We start from the raw sequence: 11,619 nt of genomic DNA, 5'->3' as shown, positions 1-11,619 counted from the left end.
TGTCCCAATTTATGAGGACAGGCTTTTTTGTATTCAAAGAATGACATGAAAGCATTTAGTGGACGACACTTCCGCCAGAAATTTTTACAGCTTCTCCAACAATATTGGAGGCAGCATCTGTTAATAGATAAGCAATGGTATTGGCCACTTCCTCCGGCCGGGTCATCCGCCCGGACGGAAGGCTTTCGGCGGATACCTGCATTTGTTCCTCGAGACTTCTGCCGTTTTCTTCTGCCTTCATCTGCATGAGCTGCTCTACCATTTCTGTCTGCACATAGCCAGGACAGACGGCATTCACCCGGATGCCGTGTTCAATGGCTTCGAGTGCAAGAGACTGGGTAAAACCGGTGAGCGCAAACTTGGAAGCGGAATAAGCGCTATTTCCCGGGGTACCACGCAGGCCAGAAAGGGAAGAAACATTTACGATCGCACCCTTTTTCTGCGCCTGCATGCGCTTATACACAAGCTGAGTTAAAAGCACGGTAGACGTATAGTTTACCTCCATCATTTCCTGGAGGTCCGCCTCTTCGAGCTCTTCCACAAATTTTCGTTTCAGCACGCCTGCCGAATTCACGAGAAGGCTCAACGGTCCATGCGCCCCTTCCGCTGCTGTTACAAGCTCACTGCGCGCTGAAGCATCTGTGATGTCTGCCGGGCATATAAATACACGAGCCTGCGGTTTCGCTTCGAGTATCAATTGTTTAGTTTCTTCAAGCTTGTCTTTGTTCCGGCCGGTAACTGTTACATCAGCACCCATGCAGGCAAGCTTAACAGCTGTTTCTCTTCCGATCCCCCGGGTGCTTCCGGTCACGAGGGCATGTTCATTTTGCAGTGCGTTTTCAGCAAATGGCATCATTATGTATTCCTCCATATTTAAAGTAATTGATTTCTATTTACCCGGGAGAAAAAGAATACAAACGAATTGGAGCATAAGGGAAGATTATATCGGAAAAATTCGGGGTACATAGAGAAGCAGCTACTATAAAAAGAGGTGAAACTATGAAAGCAGTATTTTTAAACGGATCGTTAAAGGATTCTTCTCATACGTCGAATACAGATGCATTGGCAGATGAAATTATGCAAATCTGGGAAGAAGAAGGAGTACAGGTGGAGAAAATCCGTCTGGCAGATTACAATATCCCGTACGGAGTCGCAGACGACCTCGGGGAAGGAGATGACTGGCCGGCCATCCAGGCGAAGATTGAAGAAGCAGAGATGGTGCTGCTCGGCACACCGGTATGGCTGGGTGAAAAAAGCAGCATGATTACCAAGGCAATAGAACGGTTGAACGGCTCAGCCAGCCATACAAACGAAAAAGGACAGGGCGTTTATTATGATAAAGTAGCCGGCGTAGTAGCCACAGGCAACGAAGACGGAGCAAAACACGCCATTCAGTCGATCGTATTTGGCCTTTCTCATTTAGGCTTTACGCTTCCGCCGCGTCCCAACTGCTACTGGGTCGGTGAAGCCGGACCGGGACCTTCGTTTATTGAGGCAGAAGGCATTAAAAGCGAGTTTGTCCAAAAGCACATTCCCAAATTGGCGTACAATATGCTTCATGTGGGCACTATTTTAAAAGAAAATCCGATTCCGACAAAAGGCAATACGTAACAAATAAAAGCATACAAAAAAAGCAGCCGAGTGGCTGCTTTTTTTAGTAAGAACGGCTTACCAGCTTGCTTTTTTCACGCCTGGCACCTGGCCTTTATGGGCCAAGTCACGGAAAGCGATACGGGACATGCCGAATTTACGCATATAGCCGTGTGGACGACCGGAAATCGAACATCTATTGTGAAGGCGTGTTGGAGAAGCGTCACGAGGAAGCTTCTGCAGTGCCTCATAATCGCCTTTTTCTTTTAACTCACGGCGGAGTTCAGCGTATTTTGCTACCGTTTCTTCGCGCTTACGCTCTTTTGCGAGTTTAGATTGTTTAGCCAAAGTTCTCACTCCTTTTCATAATATTCGTGGCATTCATATTTTTAAGCACATACTTCATCATAACAGCTGCTTCGGTATGTGTAAAGGTTTGTTCTGGTTGTTTCTGATGTTTATGATTTGCCGGAAACGGTAATGAATTATCTAGTAACAACGTTTAAACGAAGGGAGTTTCTTTCATGGAAATAAAACATTACGATAACAGATTTACCGCTGAACGGGATGGCAAGGTTATTGGCGACATCTCATTTTTTGAAGAAGGCGAACAAAGCATTGTCATCGATAGTACCAAAGTAATTGAGGAAGAGCAAGGAAAAGGCGTTGGCAAAGAATTAGTCCGCAATGTGGTGGAAAAAGCAAAAGCGGAAAACAAAACGATCGTTCCCCGCTGTCCTTATGCGGAAGAAAAAATCAAAGAAAATGACGATTTCAAGCAGATGCTTGAAACGCAGTAACAGTAGTACTGCCTCCTTAAATAAAAAGGGAGGCAGTCTTTTTTATGGTGCTCTGTTTATTCCTGTATAGTGCAGTATACTATGCCGCCCCGGCTTCTGCTTCCTCTGAGGTAAGCTGATGGCCTTCATGCGCCCGGTACAGTTCTGCGGAAGCCCCTGCTTCTTCAAAAAGATGATATAGAATTTCTGGCTTCTCCGTCCCATCGTTACTTAATCAATTGGTTTTAAGCGTGCTTCAATTTCCGGACGCTGAGATTCGAGAAAAGGGGGCAGGGCAAGGGACTCCCCTAAGTGTTCAAACGGTTCATCTCCTTCAAATCCTGGACCATCAGTGGCCAGTTCGAAAAGAATCCCATTTGGTTCGCGGAAGTACAGCGATTGAAAATAGTAGCGTTCCACAAAGCCGGAATTTGGAAGCCGTGCGTTTTTAATGCGTTCAATCCACAGCTGCAGCTCTTCAGCATCTTCCACCCGGAAAGCTACATGGTGCACGGCTCCCCGCCCCTGGCGTTCAGCCGGCAAATCACTGCGCGTCTCTATATGAATTTCGGCGCCGGTTCCGCCTTTTCCTGTTTCAAATACACGAATATCCGGGAGAGTGGCATCGTCTGGATGAGGGTAGGAATCAATTTCGGAAAAACCCATTATATTCTGCAGTACAGCAGCTGTCGGTTCAGCTGATTTAACAGTTAAACGGACTGGCCCGAGCCCAGTGGCGCCATTTGCTGGCGATGCTTTTGAATTTTCCCACGGGACGCCGGGACTCACGCCTTTATTGTGTTCATCAGACACAAATTGCATCCGGTGGCCCTCGGGATCTTCAAATGGAAGGACGAGCCGCCCCGCTTGTTGCTGGATATCGGTATGCTGTACAGCGTGCTCTTCAAACCGTTGTTTCCAGTATTCGAGTGCGCTGTCGCCGTGCACCCGAAGAGAAACGTTTGTAATGCTGTTGGTGCCGCGCTTGTTGGAAGCGGCCATGGGGATTTCGAAAAACGTGACTTCGGTGCCGGGATTGCCCCGTTCGTCCCCGTAAAATAAATGGTAGACAGAAGTATCATCCTGATTAACTGTCTTTTTGACAAGACGCATCCCAAGTACATTAGTATAAAAATCAACATTGCGCGGTGCATTTGCTGTTAATGAAGAAACGTGATGAATTCCTTTCAATTGCATTATGTTTCCTCCTGTTCGGTTGTTTTCTGCAGTTTGCGGAGCAGCCGGAGCAGCTCTCTCTTTTCTGCAGCTGTCAGACTGTCAAACTGTGCGGCCTGAAAATGTTCCTGGCCGGGAGCGACTTCTTCAAGAGTTCTGCTCCCTTTTGGGGTAAGAGAAATATGCTTTTCTTTCCATGTCTGCCTGCGCGTGACAAGATTTTCGTCTTCGAGCTTTTTCAAGAGGTAGGTGACGCTGCCTTTTGTGACAAACAATTTACCCGCCAGCTCCTTTTGGGTAATTGGCTGGTGAGCGCGCACCTGGGCAAGAATATCGAACTGCGAAGGGCTGAGGTTCGCCTGCTTTAAATGGGCGGCTGAACGGCTGAGGTTTTGTTCATACACCCGGGCAAGCCGGAACCAGAGCAAAAGGCCTAACCTGGTTTGATTCATGGGCATTCGCTCCTTTATAACTATCATCAGTTTAAAATTAAACTGATGAAAAGTAAAGAAAATTGTTTTCGTCGCATTAAACATAGGGAGGAGAGGGAAGAAGAGCATTAGACCACTAAAAAGGAGGAGACAGGATGAGAGAGGCATCGCTTGTCATAGACCAGAAGGCAGAGCTTGGGGAGGGCCCGAGCTGGGATGCCCGGCGCGGCGTATTATACTGGGTGGACATTGACGGATTTAAATTAATGGAATATCATCCTTCGTCGGGGCGGCACTACGAACGTAAGCTCGATCAGCACGTCTGTGCTGCTGTGCCGAGGGAAAAAGGAGGTATGATGCTTGCGTTAAGAGATGGTTTCTATACCTACGACCTCGTGTCCGGTGAAAAAGAGGCCCTCATAGACCCGGAAGAAGACAAGCCGGGCAATCGTTTTAATGACGGTAAATGTGATCCTCTGGGCCGTTTTTGGGCTGGAACTATGGCCGTAGAGCGTGGCACTGGAGAAGCGGCTTTGTACCGTTTGAATAAGGACATGAGTCTCGATACGATATTTGACAACGTCACAATTTCAAATGGACTGGCCTGGACGGAAGATGGAAGCATGATGTATTACATCGACACACCAACGAAGAAAGTCATGGCGTACGATTTAGATGCCGGCTCCGGAGAGATTACCGGCAAGCGAACAGCCATTACGTTCCAGGAAGGGTCCCCCGATGGTATGTGCATGGATCAGGAAGGCATGCTCTGGATCGCGTTGCACCGGCTTGGAAAGGTGGAGCGCTGGAACCCGCAGACGAGTGAACGCCTGGAAACAGTGACCGTTCCAGCCCAAAGGACTACCTCCTGCGTGTTTGGCGGGGAAGATTTGAAAGATCTGTACATTACGACAGCAAGAGGAGAATTATCCGAGGAAGATCTTCGCAAAGAACCACATGCAGGCGGACTTTTTCACATCCGTACTGACGTGCCGGGCACGCCAACTTATACGTTCGGCGGATAACCCAGAAGGGAGAAATTATGTGCTCAAAAGCAACCCCGGAAGAACTGTATTTGAAAACATTAAGCCAGGAGCCGGAAAACCAGGAAACGCCAATTCCGTTTATAGGAATGGAGCACGTGCATCCTTCCTTGTTTTACCGGCGAAATCATTTCACATATCCGGAGGCACCAGCGGAGGGGATTACAGTCGACGGCCTGGTGGAGAGTCCGGGATTTTTTTCTCTCGCAGATATACATGCTCTGCCTTCGCGGACAGTAGAGACAGTACTTGAGTGTGCGGGTAATAAAAGAAGTTTATTTGAGCCTAAAGCCTTCGGCGAGCCGTGGGGCAAAGGTGCTGTTAGCCAGGGAAAATGGAAGGGAGTCCCGCTGAAAGTTTTTCTCGAAGCAGCCGGTTGGAATAAAGAAGCAGCCGTGGAAGTCATTACTGTAGCGGGAGATAAAGGGGAACGACCTGATAAGAAGGATATTTACGCCTATGCCCGGAGCCTTCCCGTAGAAAAAGCAGCCGACCCGGACACCATTATCGCCTATGAATACAACGGGCGCCCGCTTTCTTTTAAGCACGGAGCGCCGCTGCGGTTAATCGTGCCGGGGTGGTATGCAATGGCTTCCATGAAATGGATGGAGCGGATTACAGTGAGCAAAGATGCGTTCGACGGACCTTTTCAGTCAATTGATTATGTTTATTATCCGCACAAAAACAGCCGGAAGGACGCCTTTCCGGTAACTACGATGAATGTAAACAGCATTATCCAGTCACCGGCCGACATGGAAATTAAAAAAGAAGGAACGCAGGTAATAGAAGGCATTGCCTGGTCCGGAGAAGCTGTGATTGAGCAGGTAGAGGTAAGTACGGACGGCGGCCAGACGTGGGGGGAGGCACGGCTTGAGCATCAAAGTGGCACGGCTTACACGTGGACGAAGTGGGCATTCGAATGGCAGGAAGCTGAGGCGGGGGAATACACAGTAATGGCGAGAGCCTGTGACGCCCAGGGCCGCCAGCAGCCGATGCAGGCCTTCTGGAATCAAAAGGGATACGGCTACAATGCAGTAGAAGAGATTCAGGTGAAGCTAAAATAAAAGACTTCGAATCCCAGGCCTGGGATTCGAAGTCTTTTTCGTGTCTGTTAAGAAGAGGTATAGGCGCCGCCGTTAATATGAATTGTCTGCCCGGTCATATAGGAGGCTTCATCCGAAGCGAGCATCACGTAAGGCCATGCATGCTCCGACGGCTGGCCGGGACGGTTCATCAATGTGTCCTGCCCGAAATCCTCCACGCCGTCTTCTTGAAATGAAGAAGGGATGAGAGGTGTCCACACAGGCCCTGGGGCTACGCTGTTTACCCGGATTCCTTTCGAAGCGAGACTCTGGGCAATGCTTCGCATAAATGCGGTGATTGCTCCTTTTGTAGCGGAATAATCCATAAGGATTGGATTGCCGCGGAAAGCGTTAATTGAAGAAGTGGAAATGATTGAGTCGCCTTCAGTCAAATAATCCATCGCTGCTTTGGTTAAATAAAACTGAGAGAAGAAATTGGTGCGGAATACGTCCTCAAATTCGTCAGACGGAATATCCTCAACATTTTCATGAACATGCTGGATAGCTGCGTTGTTAACTAAAATGTTTAATCCGCCAAACTCTTCTGCCGTCTGTTTCACGAGGTTGATACAGTGGGATTCCTCTTTGATATCTCCTGGAAGCAGCAGGCATTTGCCTCCCTCTGCTTCAACCATGCGCTTTGTTTCTTCGGCGTCTTCATGTTCGTCCAAATAGGAAATAGCGACATTAGCTCCTTCTTTGGCATACAAAAGAGCTACGGAGCGGCCGATGCCGCTGTCGCCTCCGGTGATCAGGGCAGCTTTTCCTTTCAGCTTTCCGGTGCCCTGATAATCGGTGGGATGGGCCGGGAGCGGGTCCATTTTCGATTCAATACCGGGCTGTTTGTCCTGGCGCTGTCTTGGAGTGCTTCCGTTCTGCATATCTCTAGGATCCATGTGTAACATCCTTTCTCATATTGAAATCATGCGTACAGTGTTATTTATACCATTAGTATGCATATTGCAAACGTACAATGAATCAGGAAGCTGTATAGAATGTTATAAAAAAGAAACCACACTGGAGACTGTTTCTTAAACGGAAGGCGGTTGATACCCCAGAAGCCGGCCGGCGAGCTGGTCAATCACCATGTCATCCATCGGCGGGTTATGAAGCCCGGCCCGTATGTCACGGTAATGCCGCTGCAGCGGATTGGAGGCGGAAAGGCTTCTGGCTCCTGCAACACGCATCGCGAGGTCCACCACCTCGACAGCTTCGTTTACAATGCTCGTCTTAACGGCTCCCAGTTCACCTTTCATCTGCTGTCTGGCCTCTGCATCGGACTCATCCCATTTTGATGCCACAGAATGGAGAAAGTGCCTGCTTTGCAGCAGCTTAAGTTCTATCCGGCCGAGTTTTTCCCGGACGTTTGGAAGCTCCGATATAGTTCCGTTAATGCTATTCGGGGAGTACGACGCAGCAAAGCGGGCAGCTTCGTCGGCTGCTGTTTGTGCAATTCCCAGATAACAGGCTGGAATGTGCAGGAGCCATCCGGCTGCTGGTTTATTGCCTGGAACGATATACTGGGCCAGGTGGTTTTTTGACACCCGGACGTTTTCGAGCACAACGTCGTGGCTTCCGGTCGCGCGCATGGCGATCGAATCCCACGTGTCAACAATGGATATTCCCGCAGCTTCTTTAGGCACAACAAAGTAAGCCGTAGCTTCTTCTTTTGGAATATGGGCCGTTACGATATAATAATCGAGCACGGGGGACATGGTGGCGAATGTTTTTCGTCCGTTCAGCACCCATTCGCTGTTGCTGTATTCAGCGACAGTGCCGGGAGTGCCGCCGCGAGTCGGACTTCCGGTCGCAGCTTCTGTTGCGATGTTGTTCAATACGGCCCCGTTTTCAACAATATCACTCATGACGCGGCTGTACAGGCTTTCCTCCCAAGGCCGCGTTTCGTTTAAATTTTTAGTGATACCGACATGCCAACCAATAGCAAGCGATGTGGAGCCATCGTAGCGGGCAATGAGCTCCTGGGACTCCACGAGTTCCAGCAGGCCGGCATCTATGCCGCCATAAACAGAAGGAACCGTCAATGCCGGATAGCCAATGCTTTTCAGAGCATCAATGTTTTCGGTTGGAAAGGTGCCGTTCTGGTCATGTTCTTCCGTTCGTTCTGCGAACTCCCGGGCCGTGTCTTCGAGCTGCCGCAGCCGCTCAGCTTTTGTGGAAAATGTAGTTAACGTCATATTGTTTCCTCCAAAGTGATGGAATTTTATTTGAATAATGGACCGGACTTTTATACGCATATACATGAAATCATATTCCCTATGTGGAAGCAAAAAAACGGCTTGTGTAAGGAAAATAAAGGTTAATACAGCCTGGACTCAATTTTATACGTTCTGAAAAATGAAAAATAGTGTGAGAAAAGCTGTCAATAATTAGTTATTTCGTTGTAAATAGCAGTTAAAATGCGCTATAAACGGTGATAAGATTATATAGCGAGTTTATCCCGTATAAATCTAAAATATCGCGATTTACGGGAAAATCTATGCAATTAGTGTGTTTGTTATTTTTCGCTTAATTCTGCATAATGCAAAAGTTCCATAATTTTCAGCATACATAAATAGGAAGGGGTCCCATCGTGGATAATCAAAAACCAAGAGTAGGCTTTGTGTTTTACGGAGCTTTAGTAATACTACTTATTATGGCGGTTGTCGGAATGGCAGTCCCGGAATCGTTTTTTAACGCTACCTCCGCTGTACAGACCTTCGTGTCGAATCGGTTTGGATGGTATTATCTTTTAATTGTGTCAGCATTTGTGCTTTTATGTATTTATTTCATTTTCAGCCGGTATGGCAACATTCGGCTCGGCAAGCCGGATGATCGGCCGGAATACAGTTATCCGACCTGGTTTGCCATGCTGTTTAGCGCTGGCATGGGGGTTGGCCTTGTATTTTGGAGCGGGGCGGAAACGGTCTCGCACTACGCAACGAACGCTCCCGAAGCAGAAGTGGGAACAGATCAGGCGCTCGTGGATTCGATGCGCTACATGTTTTTGCACTGGGGTATACACCCATGGGCGATTTACGGTATTACAGCCATTTGTTTTGCTTATTTTACATTTCGGCGTGGAGCCCCGGGCATGGTAAGCTCGATGCTCAGCCCGATTATGAATGAAAAAGGCATAGGCGGGAAAGTGGTCGACATTATTGCCCTGGTGGCGACGGTCTCAGGTATCGCGACTACCCTTGGCATCGGAGCAGCCCAGGTTTCGGGCGGCATGTCCTATTTGTTTGATACACCCAACACCTACACGGTACAGCTGATTGTTATTATCGTTATTACCATTTTGTTTTTGGTATCAGCCTATACCGGCCTGAATAAGGGCATCAAATTTTTGAGTAACGCGAACATATACTTAACGATTCTCCTCTTTATCTTAATGCTTTTCGTCGGCCCGACATTATTCTCCATGAATTTGTTCACGAATACGATCGGAACGTATCTGCAGTCGCTTCCGAGCATGAGCTTCCGGATCGCTCCGACATCCGATAGTGCCAGGGAGTGGATTAATGCATGGACCATTTTCTACTGGGCCTGGTGGATTTCCTGGTCTCCATTTGTAGGGATATTTATCGCCCGTGTTTCAAAAGGGCGTACCCTGAAGGAGTTTACAATCGGTGTTATTTTGGTGCCGTCGATTGTCAGCTTCATCTGGTTCTCACTGTTTGGAGGCGCTACATTAAATGTTCAGAGCACCGGCATGGCGGACATTGCCTCACTGGCTGCGGAAGAAGCTATTTTCGGCGTGTTTGATAATTATGCGCTTAGTACCATATTGTCTGTTATTACGCTTCTGTTGATCGTCTCTTTCTTTATCACGTCGGCAGACTCCGCTACATTCGTGCTTGGTATGCAGACGTCCAACGGGGCATTAAATCCTTCAGCTGTCGTAAAACTCATCTGGGGGATTATGCTTTCTGCTACAGCGGCCGTATTGCTGTACTCGGGAGGAATAGATGCGCTGCAGAACGTCATGATCATCTCAGCCCTTCCATTTTCCATTGTCATGATCCTGATGGTGTATTCACTGTTTAAAGCACTGCGGGAAGAAAACGATATTGAAACAAAGGATAAGAGCAGAAATACCGGTAAACCGGATAAAGCTTCCTAAAAAGACTGCAAGGACTTCCAATTATTTATCGGGAGTCCTTTCTATATGGTAAAATTTGGAACTGGTTAGTACCAGCGCTTAGTACCTTGTTATATACTTTTCATGAAAAGCAGGAATGTTGTTTAGAAAATTGAATTTTTTGGATACAATATGTGTGGAGGTGAAAAAGTGAAAAATAAATTATTATTCAGTACTATTTTTGCAATTATGGCTACAATCTTTATTTTCGCTTCACCAGGCACCACCAAGGCTTCCATGCTGGAAATGGAGGCACAGGGGCCGGAAGTAACGGCGCTTCAGCAGGAATTAATACAGATGGGCTACTTACATACGAATGCGACCGGCTACTACGGACCAGCGACCACCCAGGCAGTGCGGCAGTTTCAAAGTGATTTCGGCTTAATCGTGGACGGTGCGGCAGGAATGCAGACCGACCATCGCATGAACGAAGTAACGTCGGTGGCTAAGGCGGTGTACGGCGAAGCCCGGGGAGAGTCATTTGAAGGGCAGATCGGCGTGGCAGCAGTTATTTTAAACCGTCTTGAATCTGCGGAGTTTCCCAATGAAGTAAATGGCGTCATCCAGCAGCAGAACGCTTTTACTGCAGTAGCTGACGGCCAGTACAACATGACGCCGGACCAGACAGCATACGAAGCGGTTAAGCAGGCTTGGAAGGGATACGATCCATCTTATGGGTCAATGTATTATTATAATCCAGAAGAAGTTACTTCTGACTGGATTTGGACCCGTACGCCGAATTTATCCATCGGCCAGCACGTGTTTGCAAGCTAAAAAGACAGGAAAGAATCTGCCAGAGTGCAGGTTCTTTTTTTGTCTGAAAAAAAGCCGGATGTGATAAGATAAATGCTCATAAGCATCGAAAAAGAAGCCGCCAGGAGGAAGAGGATGAAAGAAATAACAGAAGCAGGACCGGCAGAAGCGGCTCTGATTAATTCCATTATGTATGAAGCATTTTGGGAATATCGGAACGAACAGCCGCCATCCGGAGCCATTCAGGAAACGACAGAAGCAATTCAAGCTGGGCTGGAGCAGGGAGAGCGTGCTGCTGTCTGGTGGAAGGACGGGAAAGCAGCAGCAATGATCCGCTTCCGGGCAGAAGAGGAGTATATCTATTTTCACCGATTATCAGTTCGTCCTGCTTACCGGGGCAATGGAGCGGCCGCCGACCTTGTCAGCTGGGTAGAGGAAGCCGCAGCTGCAGAACAGTTCGAAGGCGTTTACTGTAAAGTGCGGGCGTCGACGCCGCAAAATGTGCTGATGTATCAGCGCATGGGGTACGAAACGGTGAGAGAATATACTGCAGAAAAAGAAGGGCTGCCGCCATTTGGCGTCGTTGTTATGGCTAAAAGACTATGATTATCCCGGGGATAACGG

The 11,619-nt window shown here is 48.1% G+C and carries 13 protein-coding genes; 7 read left to right on the top strand and 6 right to left on the bottom strand.

Features of this window, described 5'->3' with window-relative positions:
* Nucleotides 1-55: 55 nt before the first annotated feature.
* Nucleotides 56-856 (bottom strand): SDR family NAD(P)-dependent oxidoreductase, encoded by an 801-nt coding sequence (locus CHL76_RS00590; RefSeq protein WP_079474933.1) that lies wholly within the window; start codon nt 854-856, stop codon nt 56-58.
* A 143-nt stretch (nt 857-999) separates the two neighbouring features.
* Here CHL76_RS00590 and CHL76_RS00585 point away from each other — a divergent pair, with 143 nt between their 5' ends.
* Entirely contained in the window at nt 1,000-1,611 is a 612-nt protein-coding gene (locus CHL76_RS00585) for a flavodoxin family protein (RefSeq protein ID WP_079474934.1), read from the top strand.
* 57 nt (nt 1,612-1,668) lie between these two features.
* On the opposite strand, the gene rpsN is transcribed toward CHL76_RS00585, so the two are convergent.
* A complete protein-coding gene (rpsN, locus tag CHL76_RS00580) occupies nt 1,669-1,938 on the bottom strand; it encodes a 30S ribosomal protein S14 (protein ID WP_022792513.1) in 270 nt (89 codons plus the stop codon).
* A 176-nt stretch (nt 1,939-2,114) separates the two neighbouring features.
* Here rpsN and CHL76_RS00575 point away from each other — a divergent pair, with 176 nt between their 5' ends.
* Nucleotides 2,115-2,390 carry a GNAT family N-acetyltransferase gene (locus CHL76_RS00575; protein ID WP_079474935.1) on the top strand — a complete coding sequence of 92 codons (276 nt, stop codon included), beginning with the start codon at nt 2,115-2,117 and terminating at the stop codon, nt 2,388-2,390.
* A gap of 210 nt (nt 2,391-2,600) precedes the next feature.
* Here CHL76_RS00575 and CHL76_RS00570 read toward each other — a convergent pair whose 3' ends face one another.
* Nucleotides 2,601-3,566: a ring-cleaving dioxygenase gene (locus tag CHL76_RS00570; RefSeq protein ID WP_079474936.1), complete on the bottom strand. Its 966-nt coding sequence runs from the start codon at nt 3,564-3,566 to the stop codon at nt 2,601-2,603.
* Nucleotides 3,566-3,997, bottom strand: a complete 432-nt coding sequence (locus CHL76_RS00565; RefSeq protein WP_094907531.1) for a MarR family winged helix-turn-helix transcriptional regulator — start codon at nt 3,995-3,997, stop codon at nt 3,566-3,568. Before CHL76_RS00565 ends, CHL76_RS00570 begins: the two co-directional genes overlap by 1 nt.
* Before the next feature lie 134 nt (nt 3,998-4,131).
* Between CHL76_RS00565 and CHL76_RS00560 the strand changes: the two genes are divergently transcribed.
* A complete protein-coding gene (locus tag CHL76_RS00560; protein ID WP_094907530.1) occupies nt 4,132-5,001 on the top strand; it encodes an SMP-30/gluconolactonase/LRE family protein in 870 nt (289 codons plus the stop codon).
* Nucleotides 5,002-5,018: 17 nt separating this feature from the next.
* A complete protein-coding gene (locus CHL76_RS00555) occupies nt 5,019-6,083 on the top strand; it encodes a sulfite oxidase (RefSeq protein ID WP_079474939.1) in 1,065 nt (354 codons plus the stop codon).
* Between the two features lie 47 nt (nt 6,084-6,130).
* Here CHL76_RS00555 and CHL76_RS00550 read toward each other — a convergent pair whose 3' ends face one another.
* Both CHL76_RS00550 and CHL76_RS00545 read right to left on the bottom strand, forming a co-directional pair.
* A complete protein-coding gene (locus tag CHL76_RS00550; RefSeq protein WP_079474940.1) occupies nt 6,131-6,997 on the bottom strand; it encodes an SDR family oxidoreductase in 867 nt (288 codons plus the stop codon).
* Between the two features lie 135 nt (nt 6,998-7,132).
* A complete protein-coding gene (locus CHL76_RS00545) occupies nt 7,133-8,296 on the bottom strand; it encodes an acyl-CoA dehydrogenase family protein (RefSeq protein ID WP_079474941.1) in 1,164 nt (387 codons plus the stop codon).
* Between the two features lie 395 nt (nt 8,297-8,691).
* Here CHL76_RS00545 and CHL76_RS00540 point away from each other — a divergent pair, with 395 nt between their 5' ends.
* From CHL76_RS00540 to CHL76_RS00530, 3 genes are all read left to right on the top strand, one after another.
* Nucleotides 8,692-10,224, top strand: coding sequence for a BCCT family transporter (locus tag CHL76_RS00540; RefSeq protein ID WP_261763910.1), 1,533 nt, complete (start codon nt 8,692-8,694; stop codon nt 10,222-10,224).
* Nucleotides 10,225-10,392: 168 nt separating this feature from the next.
* Nucleotides 10,393-11,016, top strand: coding sequence for a cell wall hydrolase (locus CHL76_RS00535; RefSeq protein ID WP_233133175.1), 624 nt, complete (start codon nt 10,393-10,395; stop codon nt 11,014-11,016).
* Nucleotides 11,017-11,130: 114 nt separating this feature from the next.
* A complete protein-coding gene (locus CHL76_RS00530; protein WP_158219014.1) occupies nt 11,131-11,601 on the top strand; it encodes a GNAT family N-acetyltransferase in 471 nt (156 codons plus the stop codon).
* Nucleotides 11,602-11,619: the final 18 nt, after the last annotated feature.

This window comes from Marinococcus halophilus (genome assembly GCF_002265875.1).
Taxonomy (GTDB): Bacteria; Bacillota; Bacilli; order Bacillales; family Marinococcaceae; genus Marinococcus; species Marinococcus halophilus.
This window is presented reverse-complemented; position numbering and strand designations above follow the sequence as displayed.